We start from the raw sequence: 17,818 nt of genomic DNA on the forward strand, positions 1-17,818 counted from the left end.
CAGGTCCTCACCCCAGATCGAGCGGGACTCCGTCGCGGTGGAGGCGGCCCCGGGGACGACCGAGCAGCACCGGTGTGGCGGGGGTTCGCCCGCCGGATGTCGCACCCTCCGCCCGTCCCGGACCCGGACCCGCACACGCACTGGACACACCCGGACGGGCGGCCGTCGGGCCTCCGGGCGGTGTCGCGTACGTGTCGGAGTCATCCGCGGCACACAGTGAACGAGCGGCGAGGGCCGCATCGAAGCGACACGTGAGAGAGGTGGTCGTATGTCCTCGGGCCTCGACACGACTGACGTGCTGATCGTCGGTGCCGGAGCCGCCGGGTTGGCGTGCGCCCGGGACCTGCTGGCGGCCGGTGTGCGCGTACGGGTGGTGGAGGCCAGCGACGCGGTCGGCGGACGCATGCGTTCGGACCGGGTCGGGGGCTTCCTCGTGGATCGCGGGTTCCAGGTGTTCAACACCGCATACCCCCAGGTCCGTGGCAGGTTCGACCTGAAGAAACTCCGGCTCCGGCCCTTCACCCCAGGGTTCCTCGTTCACACTCCGACCGGAAGACTCAGCTTCAACGACCCCACCCGTCGCCCGGGCACGCTGCCCGAGTTGCTCTCGGGTCGCCTCGCCGGCCGTCGCGACCTGGCCGCCCTCGGCCTGTTGTCTGCTCGTGACACGCTGCTGCCCCCGGCTCGGCTCAAACGACGGCCGGACACCACTGTCCGCACCGCGTTCGCCGACGCCGGGATCTCCGAAGCGTTCGTCGAGCGGTTCTTCCGCCCCTTCGTGTCGGGGGTCTTCCTGGAGGACGAACTGGAGACTTCCGCACGGGTGTTCCACATGGTGTGGCGGAGCATGCTGCGCGGAACGATCTGCCTGCCAACCGAGGGCATCGGGGCGGTCCCGCAGGCCCTTGCCGCCGACCTACCAGAGGGTGCCGTGCGGCTTGAGACCCCAGTGGCCGAGCTCACGGCCGACGGTGTGCTCACCACCGAGGGACGGGAGATCCCGGCACTCGCCGTCGTGGTCGCCACCGGCCCCGGGGGCGTCGCAACGCTGCTCCCCGAGGTGACCCTGCCCGCCTACCGAACGTTGACGACGTACTACCACGTCGCTCCGCGGTCCCCCCTCGGCGAGCCGACCCTACTCGTGGACACCCGCCGCCGCTTCCTCAACACCTGCGTCCTGAGCGACGTCGTGCCCGGCTACGCACCACCCGGCCACGCCCTCATCGCCACGTCGGTCACCGGCCGGGACGGGCAGGGCCGTGAGCGCGAGCTCCGAAAGGCGCTCGCGGAGGCGTACGGCACGGACACGGACGGCTGGGACCTCGTCACCGTCCGCACCATCGAGGACGCACTGCCTTCCATGGCTCCGCCGCAGCCGCTGACCCGTACCACGCGCGTCGCGCCGGGCCGCTATGTGTGTGGTGATCACCGGGCCACCGGTTCCACCCAGGGCGCGCTGGCCTCCGGTGCGCGGGCCGCCCGCGAGGTGCTGCACGACCTGCGGCGCCATGGCGTGGCGTGAACGTACCCGTACCTCGTACAGGCTTGAGCCGCGTCAGGCGGTGCAGCTGACGGCGCAGGGGATGGGTCTGGACAGGGTGGGGGTGCGGCTTTGGACTTCAAGGCCACTCCCGTGGCCAGGAGGCCCGCCTTGTGCCATCACCAGGCCGGTACCTCTCCCGGCGGGGATGGCGCCAGCCAACGAGCTCACCGGGCTTCGAGAGCCTCGGCCCGGGCCCGACGCAGGGGCGGGCCCCGGCGAATGCCGCCCGAAGTGACCCGCCCGACTGTTCCGCTAGATCGGCAGGGAGCAAGTGAGAGGGATGACGAGTTCGCCCGGCCGTCCGGTGAGGCGGGTGTCCGTGACGGCCGGGCGGATCACGGTGACGGAAGCGGAGGAGCTGGCGGGGGCGGGCGAAATCGCCCCGGACCAGGTGCACTTGCCCGGAGTGTTCGTCCAGCAGGTGGTAGAGGTCGTGGCCGCGGATCCTTGGGCGGACAAGCGGATCGAGCGGCGTACTGCGCGCCGACAGCAGGGCGAGGCGGTCAGGCGGTCTGAGATGGCACTGACACGTGAGCAGATGGCGGTGCGCGCCGCCCGCGAACTGCCCGCGGTCATCGACGTGTCCCCGCCGGGCTGCTGCTGCGGGAACTGGTCCACGGTGTCACCGTGGACGAGGTCCGTGCCGCCCCCGGCGTGGAGCTGACCGTCTCTGCGGAGCTGGAGATCAACGCCGACGGCTGACGGGCCACGGCTCCCGGCTGTTCGCGTCCGGCGCCTTCTGCGAAGCGGACCCCTCGGGCCCACTTCGGCGTTGCCGCAACAGCGCGCCACGAGATCGTATGGTGCTCCCATATGTTCCGGCGCGAGACTATGTGTTTCATACATGTGGGAAGTGTCCTCGGCTTCCCGCATGCTTCCGGCCATGACAAGCGGAATCCATCCCGGGGGCGGCACCGCGCCGGCCGCCGGCGGAGCGGTCGACCTCACCGGACGGACCGCCCTAGTGACTGGAAGCGGCAGCGGAATCGGCCGGGCCTGCGCCGTGGCCCTGGCCTCGGCCGGGGCCCGCGTTCACGTGGTGGACCTCGACGCGGACGCGGCCAAGGCCGTGGCGGATGCGACCGGCGGCCACCCGCACACGGTCGACGTGGCCGATGCCGCGGCGCTTGCGCGGCTGCCGAAAGACGTGGACATCCTGGTCAACAACGCAGGGTTGCAGCACGTGGCGCCGCTGACCGAGTTCCCCCCGGAACGCTTCGAACTGATCCAGCGGGTGATGGTCACCGCACCGTTCCTGCTGCTCCGGCACACCCTCCCGTACATGTACGCCGGTCATTGGGGCCGGGTCGTCAACATCTCCAGCGTCCACGGGCTGCGGGCCAGCGCGTACAAATCGGCGTACGTGACGGCAAAGCACGCCCTCGAAGGCCTGAACAAGGTCACCGCCCTCGAAGCCGCGCCCCACGGAGTGACCAGCAACTGCGTCAACCCCGGCTACGTCCGCACCCCGCTGGTCGAGCACCAGATCGCCTCGCAGGCTGCCGCCCACGGCATCGCCCCCGAGAGGGTCGTATCCGATGTGCTGCTCACCCGGCCCGCGATCAAGGAGCTGATCGCCCCGGAGGCCGTCGCGGCGGTCGTGCTCTGGCTGTGCGGCCCCCAGACCGCACAGCTGACCGGGGCTTCCCTGCCGCTCGACGGGGGCTGGACCGCCTCCTGAGATCCCGTACCTGACGCACTTGACACACCTCCCGCACATCCCCATCAACCGAGGAGTGGTCACCCTGCCATGGAATCCCAGTCCCCAGGAGGCGGCATCCGCCGCATCCTGATCGGCACCACCATCGAGTGGTATGACAACTCATCTGATCGGGGCTATGACCTGTCGTATCCCAGGATTTGTGCGATCGAAGTCAGCACGGAACCAGCACGGGTCAACGGCGCGCCTGCTAGATGCTGACGAAGTGGCTTTCGCGGCGCATGCCACTGGCTCGACTGGCGTATCGGGGCCGACTACGGAGCGTCGCCGATTCCGCCATCCAAGGTCTTCAGGTGTAGGTGTCCTGAGGTTGTCTCTCGCCCAAGGAAGCGGCGTTGTTCCATGCCCTCGACTGGTGTCTGCAGTGCCTTCGCATGGTTCCGAAAGTGTGTGGTCATCGACCAGGTCCCCGCAGCCGCAGCCGCAGTGAGGGGAGGGAGCGTTGGGAGCACCCTGAGCCCGGGCACATCCCTGCAGGTGTGGGGAGCAGCGGACCCGCGCAGATACGGGCCCCGCTGGTTCGGGGAGCAGGCTTCTTGACCTGTGATCACTGGTCGCTCCCCGACGGCCCCCCCCCAGGGCGGATACCGCATGCGTCCGGTCGCCAGGCGCGTAGCTTAGGAGAAGAGCATCCTCCGGAAGATTCGGACGGTCCCCAGTTCGATCTCTGGTCGGTTTGGCCCATCACCTCACCCGTAGAGCAGCGCTTTGGGACGCGAACCATGTGGTTCTCCGGCCGGAGTTCGGTGTTCTTCCTTGTCGGCGGCCTGGGGGTGGGCAGGCCGGGTTTTCAGGATCGGCCGGAGTCCAGGAGGCGTCGGGCGAACGCGGAGAGGGCATGGGCGATGCGCTCGTGGGGGATGCCCAGGGTGTTGTGCTGATGGTGGTAGAGCTGCGGGGCCAAGGGGCCGAGGGCGATGTCGGCGAGCGCGTCGGGGTCCGGGGATCCGCCGGCGATGAGCAGGGTGCGCACATGGAGGCGCCAGAAGCCGTAGGCGCCGGTGGCGTAGCGGGCGGGCCCGGTTTCCGCGCCCAACGCGAGGGGCAGATGCCGCCGGATCAAGTCCAGGTAGGCGATGTAGAACGCCGCCAGTCGTTCGGCGGGGGGTGCCCCAGGCCCCAGGGGCGGCGGTCCGTAGATCATCTGCCCCTGTAGCAGGCGTTCGTGCTCGTCCAGGAGGGCGGTGGCGACGGAGGGCGGGTCGGGGAACGAGCGGTAGAGGGTCGCGCGGCCGACACCCGCGGCCTTCGCGATCTGCTCCATCGTCACGGTGCTCGGATCGTGTGCGGTGAAGAGCGCTTCGGCAGCGGAGAGGATCTGTGCGCGATTGCGCACCGCGTCGGCCCGCTGCCGGGGTGCGGTGGCACCTCGGGGTGCCGCCTGGAGGTCACCGCGGAGGACCACCTGCGGGGCGGGATGCTCGTCGCCGTTGCTCATGCAGGTCACCTTACTTCCCAGAAACCTAAGTGGACAGCTTGTCCGCTTAGGAGCCTCTGGACTACATTAAATGAGACGAGCGTCCGTTTAATGTGGGGGAGAACGAGATGAACGCTGCGCTGCTCACGGCAGCCCTCCTGGTGGGGTGCCTCCTGGCCGTCCAGGCGTCGGTCAACCTGCAACTGAACAAGGCTGTGGGAACCCCTTACGGCGCCTCCACGGTCCAACTGGGCGTGGCCACCGGACTCCTGGTGGTCCTGGCGGCACTAACCGGGGCGCTCGGCGCGCTCGGGAAGCTCCCCGGCGTCGAGTGGTGGCACCTGCTGGGCGGCCTGGCGAGCCCCCTCTACATCACCAGCGGCATACTGCTCTTCCCCCGGCTGGGGGCCCTGGCCTCGGTCGGGCTGTTCGTCACGGGGCAGATGTTCTCCTCCTTGGTCCTCGACTTGGGCGGCCTCCTCGGGCTGGAGAAGAAGGGCCTGAGCCCGGGCGTCGCTCTCGGCGCCCTCGCGGTCCTCGCGGGCATCATCGTGATCATCCGAGGGCAGCGGGCGACCGCCCCGCCCGGAGCCCCGACGACGTCGGGCCCGGGCCGGATCGGATGGATCGTCCTCGGCATCGTCGCCGGCGGTGTGCTCCCGGTTCAGGGCGCGGTCAACGCCGAGCTCCGGCATGGTCTGGGCGCCCCGATCGCGGTGGCGGCCTTCAGCTTCACGGTGGCCACGCTCACCATCACCGTCGTCCTGCTGGTGCTGCGCCTGACGGGCAAGACCCCCAGGCCGCAGCTGGCCCCGCTGAAGGCGATGCCCTGGTGGGGCTGGCTCGGCGGAGCCTGCGCCGCGGGCTACGTCACCGGCACGTTCTTGCTGATCCCCGAGATCGGCGCTGCCGTGACCGTCGGGCTGACCGTGACCGGCCAGCAGCTGACCTCCGCCCTGATCGATCACCGGGGCATGTTCCGGCTGCCGACCCGGGTGCTGAGCGTGCCGCGTCTGACGGGACTCGGCCTGCTGCTCGCCGGATCGCTGGCCATCCAACTCGTCTGAGCTCGCGCTCGTACGACCCTGAGAGAGAAGACTGTTCCTGTTGGAGACCTACGCCGTAGGGCCCGAACTGCACGCCCTGCCCTCTGCGCTGCCGATACCCGACTCAGGCCTGCAACCGGTCAACGCCTACCTGCTGCGCGGTGAGCAGCCGATGCTGGTGGACGCCGGTATGCCCGTGGACCGGGACGCGTTCGAAGAGGCCCTGTGGTCCCTGGTGGACCCCGCCGATCTGCGGTGGATCGCCATCACCCATGACGACCGGGACCACACCGGGAGCCTGATGCGGATACTCGATCGCGCTCCCGGTGCCAAGGTCGTCACGAACGGGATATCACTCACCCGACTGTCCGAGGAATTCGAGATCCCGCGTGGGCGGGTCGTGACGGTGAACTCCGGGAGCCGGTTATCGATCGGTGACCGGACTGTGAGCTTCCACCGGCCGCCCACGTTCGACTCGCCGGGCACGCTCGCGGTATTCGACCACGAGGCCGGCACGCTCTTCAGTTCGGACAGTTTCGGCACCGTCCTGCCTGAAACCGTGCAGCACGTCGGTGACGCCGACGCCAAGGAATTCTTCGAAGGCTTCGACGTCCTGAACCGGGCGATCGCCCCGTGGACGGCCCTCGTCGACGCGGAGAAGTTCCTCCGCACCGTCCAGGCGGTGTCCTCCCTCTCCCCGGCCCGACTGCTGTCCGCCCACGGGCCGACGGTGGAGGGCCGGATGGTCGCCTCCCTGATGGAGGCTATGGCCCGCATTCCGTTCCTGCCGGCATGGCTCCCGGGCGCGGACGTCGACCTCGAAGCCGCCTTGGACGCGCACGGTGGCCGGGCCGCCCCCTGACTGTCCGGGCACTCGACTCTCAGCCACCGTCGAGCTCTCGAACCTCAGCGACTGCTGAGCCCTGAATCACCACTCCATCACTCCATCACTCCACCATTCCTTGAAACCCCTCGGAGCCACCGTTGACCACCGCATCCCTGACACCGCCGCCGGGCATCATCACCGTCTTCTCGGACATCTGGTGTTCGTTCGCACACATCGCCATCCACCGTCTGCACGCCACGCGCAAGCGGCTCGGACTCGAGACCCAGGTCGGCTTCGACCTGCGGGCCTTCCCCCTTGAGCTCCTCAACGACGCGCCCAGCCCCCGCCCCGGAACCGACAGCGAGGTGGGCCGGATGGCCAGCCTGGAGCCGGCGGCCGGCTGGCAGCTCTGGCAGGCCAAGGACTGGCTCTATCCCTCCACCATGCTGCCCGCGCTGGAGGCGGTCCAGGCCGCCAAGTTGCAGTCCCTTGCGGCGTCCGAACAGCTCGACCTCGGCCTGCGGAAGGCGTTCTGGGCCGAGTCGCGGTCCGTCAGTCACCGCAAGGTCATCCTGGACGTGGCCGCGGAGACCGGCGTCGTCGACGTGACGGCGCTGGCGGAGGCCCTGGACGACGGCCGAGCCCGCAGCAACCTCTCCGGCCAGACCGCGGTCGCCCGTACCGAGGCGGTCAGTTGCAGCCCGCACCTGTTCCTGCCCGACGGCAGCGACTGGGCCAACCCCGGGATCGACGTACGCTGGGAAGGCTCCTACGGCGTCGGCTTTCCGGTGATCGAATCCGACGACCCGACGATCTACGAGGACCTTCTCCTGACGACTGCCACGGGCTGACACTGCGGCCGGAGTCTCAGTGACTTGCATGGTCAACGGCCTGGAGGTGGGGAGCGTAGTGGGTGTGCGGCGGTCGCGGGACGGTCATGCCGGGCGAACCGAGAACTGTCAGATCGGCGTCCTCGCCGCCTACGCCACCACCGTGCGCGGCCACGCTCTGGTCGACCGCGAGCTCTACCTGCCCAAGCCCTGGACCGAAGACCGTGAGCGCGGCCGCGCCGACGGATCCACGAGGGCGGCCCCGCCGATGTTGCCGCGCAGGCCCTGTACGGCATCGACGGGCCTGCTCTCGGTCCTCGCCGACGAAATCAGCCGGTACGTCAGGCAGAGCCTGAGCGCTTCGCCGGATGCGGCGTGAGGCACGCCCCGCCGCACCACCGCTTGCCCCTATCGACCCTTGAGCAAGGACATCTGATGCGTTACACGACCTTCGGACACCGGACCGGCCTGCGTGTGTCCTAGTACGCGCTCGGCACGGCGAACTTCTGCACCCGCTGGGGTGCCCGCGGGCAGCATCCAGGCCTGACGGATTCGGTCTTCACGCGCGAGACCGAGCTGAGCCGGCCGCTCGAGTTCGAGGCCGTGGTCCAAGCGGCCTGACGCCCGGTGGCGGGACCGCGGTGCGACCGGTCTCGCCAGGCCGGCCGCATCCCCGGACTGGCAGTGCCAAGGATCCGGTCCGCCCGTGAATAGCCGAGTTCAACGCTGCGTAGTCAGCACCGAACGAGCACGGGACGACGAGTCGCCAGAGGTGCTGACAAGGGCTTTGGGGTCAGCGCCGAACCAGCACGGGAGTCAGCATCGGGGTGCAAAACAGGCTGATCCACGCTTTGAGGCAGGAGTCGGTTAGGTGTTCCGGAAGCCTTCAAGGTGTCCAAGGCAGCGGCGTGGTGGTTGGGTACACAAGGTGGTGCCTGAATGTGATGTCCCGCCACATATGTTGCCGACCTGCGGGCTTCTACGGTGTGGCCACACCAAACGTCCCCGCAGCCCCCGGAAGTGGTGCACATGACCTCCCCCGCAACAGCCGCACCATCGTCAACCGGAATTCGCAGAATCGTCGCCGCCAGCCTCATCGGGACCACCATCGAGTGGTACGACAACTCATCAGACCAGAGCTAGGACCTGCAGATTTCCCGCCGCTACCCCTCCGAAGTCAGCACCGAACCAGCATCGGAGAATCTCGCGTGGGCAGACGAACGAGGATGTACACGTTCCGCCTGGCGGCGACGTTGAGTCGAATCCCGGAGCCGGTCACGTACCGTAGCGCGCTACCCCACTACCGAGCTGGTGCTTGGTGGCCCCGCAGCTCGAAGTCAACGGGCTCGGCGATGGTGGCGGCGATCGAGTCCTGGGCGCCTCCCGCGCGGGCGACTGACCGCCCCGAATCGTTCTACCCTCGCAGCCCCATCCCCGCAGGCGCGCGGTGGCAAGGACATGTCCGTCCGGCGGCGTCTCTTGGGTGCCGCGCAGCTCAGGACGGCCAGGCGGCCGGTCTCCGCGACAACTTTGTCGACGGCCGTGGTGATGGCGTCGTCGGTGTCCTCGGCGTCCAGCACGGTCACGATGGTGACCGTGGCCAGTGTGTCCGGCGGGACCAGTTGTCGCGACGGCGGGTGCCTGCTCGTAGGCTGCGGCCATGACCGAGACCCAGACCCCGACGCCCCGCGACGCCTTCGACATGCTCATGGCCGGTAACCGGCGCTTCGTCGCCGGTACCCCCGAGCACCCGAACCAGGACGCCACCCGCCGCACCGAGGTCGCACCCTCCCAGCAGCCCTTCGCGGTGATGTTCGGGTGTTCGGATTCCCGGCTGGCCGCCGAGATCATCTTCGACCGTGGCCTGGGTGACCTGTTCGTGGTCCGCACCGCCGGGCACGTCGCCGGTACCGAAGTCCTCGGGTCCATCGAGTTCGGCGTGAGCGTTCTCGAAGCGCCACTGGTTGTCGTCCTCGGCCACGACTCGTGCGGCGCGGTCGCCGCTGCCTGCTCCGCCCTGGAGAACGGGCAGACGCCGGGCGGCTTCGTTCGGGACGTTGTCGAACGGGTGACCCCGAGTGTGCTGGCAGCCCGTGCCGCCGGACGCGAGACGGCCGAGGAGATCCTGGCCGAGCACATCGAGCACACCGTGGACCTGCTGTTGGAACGCTCCCGTGTCCTGGCCGAGGCGGTGGCGGCCGGCCGGTCCGCCGTGGTGGGGCTGTCCTACCGCCTGTCCGACGGCAGCGCCCAGCTCGTCGCCACGCGCGGCCTCGACGCGGCCGTCCCTACCACGTCCTGACCGCCCCGGCCGTGGCCGCTCACTGGGAGGATCGGGGCCCCGCGGCCCGGCGAAGCCTGTTGGCGATCGCGAGGCCCAGCCCCTCCTCCACCGGCAGGGACGCGACGATGAGGTCGCATCCCTGCTGGTCGAGCTCACGCAGGAACCCGTACAGCCCGTGCGCGTAGGCGTCCAGCGAACCGGGCAGGGGCACCACGACGTGCGCCTTCACCGCAGCGTCGGCGAGGGGCGGGGGAAGAAGGACGCCTACCTGGTGCCCCGCCTGCTGGGCGAGCTCGGCTTCGGCGACGACCTTCTCCGGCTCGACGAGGACGACCCGGGCACGCGGCGCGTAGTGCGACGGGTGCTGGCCCGGTACCCGGACATCGCTCGTAGACGGGACCACGACCGGGTGCCCCAGCACCGCTTCGAGGTCCTCACGCGTCACCCCGCCCGGCCGCAGGATGCTCGGGGTCTCACCCGTGACGTCGACGATGGTCGACTCGACGCCAACCTGGCAGGAGCCGCCGTCCAGGACGAAATCGACGGCGTCACCGAGCTCCGCCCGAACGTGGTCGGCGGTGGTGGGGCTGACCGAGCCGAAGCGATTCGCGGACGGGGCCGTGATGCCGCCGCCGAAGGCCGACAGCAGCGCGAGGGCAACGGGATGGTCGGGCACGCGCACGGCCACCGTCTCCAGACCATCGGTGGCTTCGAGCGGCACGCGGTGGCCGCGCCGCAGGACCAGGGTCAGCGGCCCGGGCCAGAAGTGTTCAGCCAGTAGGCGCGCGGCCGCGGGCACCTCCTCGACCCAGGCGTCCAGCTCGTCCGCAGCGGCGATGTGGACGATCAGCGGGTGAGAGGCCGGCCGCCCCTTGACCTGGAAGATCCGCGCCACGGCAATGGGGTCCTCGACATCCGCGCCCAGACCGTAGACGGTCTCGGTCGGCAAGGCCACCAGGCCCCCCGCCCGCAGCACGTCCGCTGCCCTCTCGATGTCAGTGGTTACTGTCGCCACCCTCGTACTTCCCTCTCACGATTCCGTTCACCACGTACCTGATCCCGCCGGCGTATGACCAAGAGACCCATGCACGCCTTACCACCTCCATGATGCCGCCCAGGCCGGATGGCCCGGTCGCGCTGACCGGCCGACATCAGGGCGGGCTCGAAGAGGATCGGACGCTCGGCCGTCCTTCGCCTCGAATTCCACGGCGACCACATCGAGATCCGCGTCACCGACACCAGCCCCGAACCGGCAGAGCCCCGCCTGCCACGGACCGACGGGACCGGCGGCTACGGATGGCACCTCATCGACCGCCTCACCACCCACACCGAACCCACCCCCTGCGGAGGCACGACGGGCGGGTCATCGTGCCGACGTCAGCGGGGGCCCGTGGACGACTGCCCCCGCTGACGTCGGTTCTACGCCTCGCAGCCGTACTTCTTGGCGAGCTTGGTGGCGGCTTCCCGCACCACGGCCGCATTGTTGCTGATCTCGGGGGCGTCCCGGTCGACGAGGTCCTTCTCCTCTTTCTCCCCCTTCTTGGAGGGCGCCATGAGCGTCACCGCGATGTTCGGCGCCGTCGAGCCCATGCGGGCGGCACAGCCGGCGGGCAGGTTGGCCTCGGCCCTGTCGGGAAGCGCCCAGCCGGTGAAGCCGGGGCCGAGGGGGACGGAGTCCTTGGGCTTGTAGTGAGGGTCGTTCCGGTTGTCTTCGATGATCAGGGTGTAGACCCCTCGGGGGTAGTCGCTGTCCGCGTTGGCGCGCAGCACCTGGCACCCCTTGAACACCGCGTGATCGGTGCTCTTGCCCTTGCTCTCCCACTCCTCCGTGCTGGCCTCGCCCCCCTTGCCGTCGTCGATCAGTTCCGCCGTCTGCCGGCTGAGCGCCCCATGGCACAGTGTCTGCGGTAGCGGCGGCTTCTCGTCGTCAGGCCAGAAGCTCGCCGTCACGACGGCCACCCCGGCGGCGCCGAGCACGACGGTCAGCGGCAGCCACTTCTTGTTCATCGGTATCCCTCGGAGGAAGACGGCGGTCGCTGCCCCGCATCACGCTGTCGACGGCGGACCGGCGCGTAGCGTTCTGCCGTCGTCGGCGTTGTCCTGTGGTGGGGGAGTGCACCCGCTTGAGCGGGGCGGTTCACGGGGGAAGGGCGTTGCCCCCGTCCCCGGGTGCATGGGTGGTGTTGGCTGCGGTGCGAAACGGTTCTGCGATGTCTGGCCGGCGGCCACGGGTCGGACGGAAGGGCCTGCTTCGTGGCGGCGGTGAAGGCTGGGCTTTCTCGCAGTGAAGCCCGAGGGCTCAGTGCTTAGTCTCCTGGTGGGCGTTGCGGGCGCTGTTTTCCACTTTGGTGAGCAGGTCCTGCCGGGTGGGCTCGTCCATGGTGCGGGTGTGTGCCCAGGTGCGGGCCATGTCAAGGCCCTGGGCACGCAGGTGTTCCGCGCGTTGCTGTTCGGGGGTGTTCTTGAGTTCCTGGAGCCACGTGGCGGTGAGGCGACCGGCCGACTCCGATTGGTTTGCCTGTTCGGTGAGCAGACGGTCGAAGACCGTGGTGTGCCATTTTCGGGCCTCTTGGGCGTCCTGGCTTACGGCTGCGTCGGCGATGCCGTCGAGGATGCCGAGGGCGCGGGCGTTCTTCGTCGGTGGCAGGGAGAGGTCTACGCCGGTCGCGTCCGCAGGGACGGCCGCAAGCTGGGCAGCCGCGGTGTGGGTCTCCGCCATTCGCAGCAGGGCGTACGCCTGGGGATCCACCGCCACCGCGCGCAGGGTTTTCGTGAGCACGTTGTTCCAGACCGACAGGTGGTATGTACCATCGGCTTCCCAGGGCGACTTGTTGTCGCCCGCGTTCACTATGTACTCGTTGTCAAGACCGGCGAGCATCTCATGTACGTCGGGGGCGTAGTCGGCCAGGGCGGTGGCAAGGGGCACCCTCAAGGCGGGGTCGATCTCGATCTTCTGCGACTGCACCCAGCCGAGCGCAAAGACAACATCTTTCATCGCCTGCGCCTGCGCCTGGGTGTGACGCCCCGGTTGGCTGCCCGTAGTCGCCTTTACGATCGCCTCTCCGAGCGCCGCGCAACTGATGCCGGGGTGGACAGAGTGCCCCACCGACTTCTGCACCCTCGTGTCTTCGGCCAGGCCGTTACAAGTAGGGGCCGTCTCGCGCCCGACGAGGAACCAGGCAACGAATCCGCCCAGCAGCGCCAGGCATACTCCTGCCGCAGCCCAAGCCTTCGCCGACACGGCTCGGCGTCCTGTGCTCCCCGTCATCGATGTCCCCACTTCTCTGCCTGCCTGCCCGATCAGTTCGTCGTGTCGGTCAGGTATTTGTGTGCTGTCTCCGTACCGCGGACCCGGCCTTCGAGGACATCGCGGGTGTAGTCCTGGACGTCGCTCTCCGAGATGTCGGCCCGGTCGTTGGCCCATTCGCGGATCAGGATCGGCGCCTGGGTGTTGACGGAAAGGTACTCGTCCGCGATCTGGGGGTTGACCTTGGCATCGACCTCTCCCTTCATCCGGTTGCCCCACTCCCAGGCCCAGGTGTCCACGCCGCGCTGGATCGCGTCGCCGAAGGCGAGCGAGACACCGCCGGCCGTGGTGAAGTACATGGGAGTCACCGCACCGCCGATGACGTGGTAGGCGAGCTTCGCCTTCCAGTCGGCCTCGCTGTACCCGGCCATCCGGCCGTCGTTGATCACGTCCTCCCGGATGGAGCTCATGACGCCCAGAGCCGTACCCGCTTTGTTGATCGGGTTGGTGAGCTCCGATCCGTGCGCTCCCTTGGGGATCTCTTCGAGGGAGAGGTCGATGTACCGGGATTCCGCCTTGTGGAGCGTTCCGTAGGCCTCGGGGTCCTCCGAGAGGCCACGCATGAACTGCACCAGATCCTTCTGGCTGACCGCCATGTGGATCTTGTCGCCGTCTTGGAAGTAGCCGGCCCCGGAAGCGGAGATGTACTTGGAGTCCAGGCCTCCGAGGATCTCGTGGGTGTCGGCGGTGTAGGTGCCCAGGGCGCGGGCCAGGGGCTCGCGCATGTTCTCGTGGACGCTCTGGTCGGGTCCGAGCCCGCCGATCCCGTCGTGCATGATGCGCGCCTGTCCCTCGGTGTGCGGGGTCGCCGGCCGAGGTTCCTGGTTCGGGCCGAGCGGCGTATGGCCGGTCGTGCCGGATTCAAGGAGCAGTCCCAGACCGGTGCGGGCGTCCTTGCCCTCACTCTCGATGTCGCTGCGTGTCTCGATCTCGCCGTGCCAGACGGGAGTGTCGTCGAACTTCCAGTCGCGTTCCTTCAGCAGGTACTGGAGGTTGTCGTTCTTGTGGTCTGCACCCGGGTCGAGATACGAGGTGGCGGCGGCGGGGTCCTTGGACATGATGCCGAGCAGGCCGTCGAGCGGGTCGTTGGCGAATCATCCGCCGTTCTTGCCGCTGAAGTCGCCCTGCAGATCCCAGACGTTCGGATCGCCGCCGCGCTTCTTGTCCTCGGCCGAGCGGATGTCGTCCGCCAGGTCGTGCAGGAACGGCGCCGAGTATCCGTCGCCGCTCTGCATCAGCGTGATCAGACTCTGATAGCCCCGGACCTGCTGCTCCCCGTGGCGACGACTGATGACGTTCGGAGCCTCGGCGGCTACCGCTAGGTCGAACTTCTCGACACCGGCCTTCTTCAGCTGCTCCCGGAAGTCCTTGTAGAACTTCGACTTCGGGTCCTGCATCGCGTTGGACAGAGAGTTGGCGAGCCCCTTCTCCAGGTCCAGGTAGGTCTGCTTGCCCGTTTTGTCATCCTGATACGCCAGGTCGTTGAGCTTGTTCGTGAACTTGAGCGTGTTCTGGGCACCCATCCCGTTGAGGAAGGTCTGGTTGAACTCGGTGCTCTTGGCGTTGTCGCGGAAGGAACGGTCCAGCTCGGCGTAGTCGGCTGCCGACACCTTGTCGCCGCTGTTGATACGAGTGGCGATGTCCTCGGCGTTACGGGCCTCGTACACCTCGATGTCGCCCTGCGCGTCGGCGTTGAAGCCGTTGAGGGTTCCGTCGTTGCCCTTGCCGAAGGCGTCCTTGTTGCTGTCCACCACGACCGCCCCAAGGGCGATCTTGACGCCGTGGTCGGCTTCGGAGACGGCCTTGACCCGGTCGTTGATGTGCTGCTGCCACTTGTTGACCGCGTCACGGCTGGTGGTTTGGCCGTCCGGGTCGTGGTGATAGGCGCTGCGCTCGGCGGGAGTCAGTTTGGCGTAGTCGAATGCGACCGTGCCCTGCTCCGAGACGGTCATGCCCGCCTTGATCGCGTCGTCGCGCGCGGACTCGAGGCGCTTCTTCAGGTCGGCGAAATGGGTGTGGGCATCGCGCAGCAGGCTCTCGACCGCCTTTGCTTGGATCTGCGCTGCGGAGTACTCGTACCGTGTGGCCGCGAAGCTCGTTTGGGCGACGCCGACACTGACACCGCTCCAGTCGGGCCCCATGGTGATCTTCTGGACACTGTCGCCGTAACGGGTCTCGACCTTCCTCAGCTCGCCCGCCATATCGTCCCACTTGCCCGCTGCCGTCGTCAGCAGGCCCAGGTCGGTCGACATCACTTCGTGGTACGTCAACATGTACTGCTCCGCCTTACAGACCGTTGAGCTTCGAGTGGGTGCCCAGGGGACGGAACCCGTCCCCCGTGCCGAGGTCGTTCTGTACGAACAGGCCCGAGGCGCCGCGCAGCGATCCCTTTTCAGAACCGAGCCGGCCCATCAGGACTTTCACCTGCTGGTCCCACGTGTCCGCCACCTTCTTCAGCCCCACTGCCGCGTCCCAGCCGTCGAAGCCCTTGACCGCGGTGTTGGTGCTCTCGTCCGCGTGCTCCGTCGCCTTCTTGGTGTTCGGCTCGAGCTCGGTCTGAATGGTGTTTGCGGCAGACCTCTTCTGCGCCGGCGTCGAAGCGAAAGTCCCACCGCCACCGCCGTCGGCCGCCGGAACACTGTTGAGCCGCATCGCCGCCTGATCTGCGGCCCTTGCTCTCTCGCCGCCCCACTCCTGCGTGAAGTCCCCCGACACGACCGTCCCCGTTCAACTCGAAAAGCCTTGTTTCCTGCAGACCGTCAAACTGCCTGTGTTCGCGGACGAACCACGGATCGACGACGGTCTGGGAGCTGCGAATATGCGCTGTGCCATGCCTGCCGCGTCCAGTACTGCCGCGGCAGCGACCATCGGATGCCGGGCACGGCGCAGCTCTCCTTGGCACACGGCATTCCTTGATCCTCTCTGTCGCTTCGCGGCAGCACACTGCCGTAGACCGGCAGTCTTCACCTGCCATCCGCTGCCGGTGGAGGAGACTTCGCTACCTGTGGCGCTGATTCCACGTAAGTGGCTTCGCCGAAGCGATGAGAACGGGGAGGGGGCGGAGCCGGAAGCGCCGTAAGGGCAGCTGACGAGATGTGCCGAGTGCCTGCGCGACGCCGCCTGCACCACCGGGCGCCGCATGACTCACACCGAGCCGGAGGCACGCCGCGCCGACGGGGAGCGGGCTGCAGGGCTGCCCAGCCCACCTGGGTAACGGCACGGCGGCAGCTCATCGATCACGCGTGCGGATTCATCGCGATCGAGCGCGGCTGCCGATCAGGTCGCGGGACGCGCGTATCTGCGTCGTGAACCGCCCCCACGGGGGCGGAAAGAGCCTGTTCCGCCACTCCCGATCTGCGGCCCGGGCCTGGGGGAAGCCTGGGCCCCGTGGCCGCAGCATGCGAGTCTGGGATCAGTCCGATCTTCCCCTCCTGCCAGGAGGCACATGCCATGCTCCGTGCTCCCTGTCGTGGGCCGGTATCGCCACTCCTTCCCGCCGGTCTCGTCCTCACCGCGGCCGGTCTGGCGCTGTACGTGGTGCCCCGCTGCGGTACGCCGTTGTTCGCTGTCGGCGCGTTCGTGCTGGCGGTCGTGGCCGCGGTGTGGGTGACGGCCCGCCACCGCTGAAACGCGCAGCGCGTGGCATGATCGCCACGGACCAGCGCTGCTGCGCACCGGCATCGGACTGCACTCTTCTGGTGGCACAGACAGCGCCCGTCTGTCTGCGTGGCACCCTTGTTCCGCGCCATAGAGGTGTTGCGATCAGGGGGACGACGTGGCTGACCAGGCAGTATCGAACGAGCATGTGGCAGGGCTGCCCGATCTCCTGCACTCTGCCTGTCTCACGGGGCGCCGACTGACCCGCGCCGAACTCGAGGCCTGCCGGGTCCGGGGGGAACGGGCGGCGGAACTGGGCGTGCCGGTTCGTGGGCCCCTGCGGCAGCACGTGTGCGCGGCTCAGGAGGCACTTATGACCCTGCCCCCCCCGCAGCGGCAGGTTCATTGCTGGCCGTGCTGGAGCAGGCGGTGGATGCGTTCGTGGAGGGTTACGAGCGTGCCCAGCATCAGGCAGTACGCCAGGAGGAGGCCGCACGTCGGGAGTTCATCGACGACCTGCTGTACGGGCGCAGCGATCTGGGCCGGCTGGCTGAGCGTTCCGAACGGTTCGGGCTGCGTCTGTCCCAGGCCCACGCGGTGGCCGTGGCGACGGGCCCGGAGCCGTACGGGGACGGGTACCCGGTGGCGCGCGGGATCGAGTCGGCGGTGCTGGCCCGGTTCGCGGGCCGGCAGATCCTGCTGACCACGAAGGACGGGCGGCTGATCTGTGTGGCCCCCGGAGACCAGCCCGATGTTCTGGCGTTCTTCGCGAAGCAGGCTTACGCGGCCACCGACGGTGGCCGCGTCGCGATAGGCCGCTCCCACCCCGGTGCCGGGGGCGTGGTGCACTCCTACGAGGAGGCACTGAACGCCCTGGACCTGGCGGAGCGGATGGGCCTGGAAGGTCCGGTGCTGCACGCCGCGGATCTACTGGTGTATCCGGTCCTGACACGGGACCGGCAGGCGATGGCGGACCTAGTGGAAAGCGTGCTGGGCCCACTCCGCAAGGGGCGCGGTGGCGTCCGGCCCTTCATCGACACCCTCACCGCGTATTTCGACAGCGGCTGTGTGGCGACCGAGGCAGCGCGGCGGCTGTCGCTGAGCGTGCGGGCACTGACCTACCGGCTGGAGCGGATCCACAGCCTCACCGGCGCCGACCCGGCCGACCCGGTCAACCGTTACACCCTCCAGACCGCGGTGATCGGCGCCCGCCTGCTCGGCTGGCCCGACACCGAGCTGTGAGCCCGC

The 17,818-nt window shown here is 68.7% G+C and carries 15 protein-coding genes and 2 pseudogenes; 10 read left to right on the forward strand and 7 right to left on the reverse strand.

Annotated elements, in window-relative coordinates:
- Positions 1–268: 268 nt before the first annotated feature.
- The 3 genes from ACIQK6_RS31170 to ACIQK6_RS31180 all read left to right on the forward strand — a co-directional run bounded on the left by ACIQK6_RS31170 (position 269) and on the right by ACIQK6_RS31180 (position 3,224).
- On the forward strand, positions 269–1,522 hold the full coding sequence (locus ACIQK6_RS31170) for an NAD(P)/FAD-dependent oxidoreductase (RefSeq protein ID WP_402695981.1): 1,254 nt from the start codon (positions 269–271) through the stop codon (positions 1,520–1,522).
- 301 nt (positions 1,523–1,823) lie between these two features.
- Entirely contained in the window at positions 1,824–2,207 is a 384-nt protein-coding gene (locus ACIQK6_RS31175) for a hypothetical protein (protein ID WP_402695983.1), read from the forward strand.
- Positions 2,208–2,426: 219 nt separating this feature from the next.
- Positions 2,427–3,224, forward strand: a complete 798-nt coding sequence (locus ACIQK6_RS31180) for a 3-hydroxybutyrate dehydrogenase (RefSeq protein ID WP_329106860.1) — start codon at positions 2,427–2,429, stop codon at positions 3,222–3,224.
- Between the two features lie 829 nt (positions 3,225–4,053).
- On the opposite strand, the gene ACIQK6_RS31185 is transcribed toward ACIQK6_RS31180, so the two are convergent.
- Positions 4,054–4,701: a TetR/AcrR family transcriptional regulator gene (locus tag ACIQK6_RS31185; protein WP_402695985.1), complete on the reverse strand. Its 648-nt coding sequence runs from the start codon at positions 4,699–4,701 to the stop codon at positions 4,054–4,056.
- Between the two features lie 107 nt (positions 4,702–4,808).
- On the opposite strand from ACIQK6_RS31185, the gene ACIQK6_RS31190 reads away from it, so the two are divergent.
- The 5 genes and pseudogenes from ACIQK6_RS31190 to ACIQK6_RS31210 all read left to right on the forward strand — a co-directional run bounded on the left by ACIQK6_RS31190 (position 4,809) and on the right by ACIQK6_RS31210 (position 9,684).
- Positions 4,809–5,747, forward strand: a complete 939-nt coding sequence (locus ACIQK6_RS31190) for a DMT family transporter (protein ID WP_329106865.1) — start codon at positions 4,809–4,811, stop codon at positions 5,745–5,747.
- Between the two features lie 40 nt (positions 5,748–5,787).
- The gene (locus tag ACIQK6_RS31195; protein WP_329106867.1) at positions 5,788–6,588 is read left to right on the forward strand and encodes an MBL fold metallo-hydrolase; all 801 of its coding nucleotides are present in this window, start codon (positions 5,788–5,790) and stop codon (positions 6,586–6,588) included.
- Positions 6,589–6,710: 122 nt separating this feature from the next.
- Complete coding sequence (locus ACIQK6_RS31200; RefSeq protein WP_329106869.1) at positions 6,711–7,403, forward strand: DsbA family protein; 693 nt, start codon at positions 6,711–6,713, stop codon at positions 7,401–7,403.
- 61 nt (positions 7,404–7,464) lie between these two features.
- A pseudogene (locus ACIQK6_RS31205) lies at positions 7,465–7,629 on the forward strand (transposase); the annotation flags it as partial.
- Between the two features lie 1,413 nt (positions 7,630–9,042).
- Positions 9,043–9,684, forward strand: coding sequence for a carbonic anhydrase (locus ACIQK6_RS31210; RefSeq protein WP_329106871.1), 642 nt, complete (start codon positions 9,043–9,045; stop codon positions 9,682–9,684).
- A 19-nt stretch (positions 9,685–9,703) separates the two neighbouring features.
- Here the strand turns inward: ACIQK6_RS31210 and ACIQK6_RS31215 are convergent, their stop codons facing one another.
- From ACIQK6_RS31215 to ACIQK6_RS31240, 6 genes are all read right to left on the reverse strand, one after another.
- Positions 9,704–10,681 (reverse strand): L-threonylcarbamoyladenylate synthase, encoded by a 978-nt coding sequence (locus ACIQK6_RS31215; protein ID WP_329106873.1) that lies wholly within the window; start codon positions 10,679–10,681, stop codon positions 9,704–9,706.
- A 404-nt stretch (positions 10,682–11,085) separates the two neighbouring features.
- The gene (locus ACIQK6_RS31220) at positions 11,086–11,673 is read right to left on the reverse strand and encodes a hypothetical protein (protein WP_329106875.1); all 588 of its coding nucleotides are present in this window, start codon (positions 11,671–11,673) and stop codon (positions 11,086–11,088) included.
- A 292-nt stretch (positions 11,674–11,965) separates the two neighbouring features.
- On the reverse strand, positions 11,966–12,907 hold the full coding sequence (locus ACIQK6_RS31225; protein WP_402695989.1) for a hypothetical protein: 942 nt from the start codon (positions 12,905–12,907) through the stop codon (positions 11,966–11,968).
- Between the two features lie 59 nt (positions 12,908–12,966).
- The gene (locus tag ACIQK6_RS31230; RefSeq protein ID WP_402695991.1) at positions 12,967–14,031 is read right to left on the reverse strand and encodes a hypothetical protein; all 1,065 of its coding nucleotides are present in this window, start codon (positions 14,029–14,031) and stop codon (positions 12,967–12,969) included.
- A 36-nt stretch (positions 14,032–14,067) separates the two neighbouring features.
- Positions 14,068–15,225: a hypothetical protein gene (locus tag ACIQK6_RS31235; RefSeq protein WP_402695993.1), complete on the reverse strand. Its 1,158-nt coding sequence runs from the start codon at positions 15,223–15,225 to the stop codon at positions 14,068–14,070.
- Between the two features lie 34 nt (positions 15,226–15,259).
- A complete protein-coding gene (locus ACIQK6_RS31240; protein WP_329106883.1) occupies positions 15,260–15,688 on the reverse strand; it encodes a hypothetical protein in 429 nt (142 codons plus the stop codon).
- A 735-nt stretch (positions 15,689–16,423) separates the two neighbouring features.
- Between ACIQK6_RS31240 and ACIQK6_RS31245 the strand changes: the two genes are divergently transcribed.
- Both ACIQK6_RS31245 and ACIQK6_RS31250 read left to right on the forward strand, forming a co-directional pair.
- Positions 16,424–16,600, forward strand: a complete 177-nt coding sequence (locus ACIQK6_RS31245) for a hypothetical protein (RefSeq protein WP_329106885.1) — start codon at positions 16,424–16,426, stop codon at positions 16,598–16,600.
- Between the two features lie 148 nt (positions 16,601–16,748).
- Positions 16,749–17,812: pseudogene (locus ACIQK6_RS31250) on the forward strand (PucR family transcriptional regulator).
- The last annotated feature ends 6 nt before the right edge of the window (positions 17,813–17,818 follow it).

It is taken from the genome of Streptomyces sp. NPDC091682 (assembly GCF_044756625.1).
GTDB lineage: Bacteria > Actinomycetota > Actinomycetes > Streptomycetales > Streptomycetaceae > Streptomyces.

Bases quoted from the DNA above. Each gene is read 5' to 3' on its own strand.
- ACIQK6_RS31245 (WP_329106885.1), top strand. From the start codon at position 16,424: ATGCTCCGTGCTCCCTGTCGTGGGCCGGTATCGCCACTCCTTCCCGCC.
- ACIQK6_RS31185 (WP_402695985.1), bottom strand. From the start codon at position 4,701: ATGAGCAACGGCGACGAGCATCCCGCCCCGCAGGTGGTCCTCCGCGGT.
- ACIQK6_RS31175 (WP_402695983.1), top strand. From the start codon at position 1,824: ATGACGAGTTCGCCCGGCCGTCCGGTGAGGCGGGTGTCCGTGACGGCC.
- ACIQK6_RS31180 (WP_329106860.1), top strand. From the start codon at position 2,427: ATGACAAGCGGAATCCATCCCGGGGGCGGCACCGCGCCGGCCGCCGGC.
- ACIQK6_RS31230 (WP_402695991.1), bottom strand. From the start codon at position 14,031: ATGTCCAAGGACCCCGCCGCCGCCACCTCGTATCTCGACCCGGGTGCA.
- ACIQK6_RS31170 (WP_402695981.1), top strand. From the start codon at position 269: ATGTCCTCGGGCCTCGACACGACTGACGTGCTGATCGTCGGTGCCGGA.
- ACIQK6_RS31190 (WP_329106865.1), top strand. From the start codon at position 4,809: ATGAACGCTGCGCTGCTCACGGCAGCCCTCCTGGTGGGGTGCCTCCTG.
- ACIQK6_RS31220 (WP_329106875.1), bottom strand. From the start codon at position 11,673: ATGAACAAGAAGTGGCTGCCGCTGACCGTCGTGCTCGGCGCCGCCGGG.
- ACIQK6_RS31235 (WP_402695993.1), bottom strand. From the start codon at position 15,225: ATGTCGACCGACCTGGGCCTGCTGACGACGGCAGCGGGCAAGTGGGAC.
- ACIQK6_RS31210 (WP_329106871.1), top strand. From the start codon at position 9,043: ATGACCGAGACCCAGACCCCGACGCCCCGCGACGCCTTCGACATGCTC.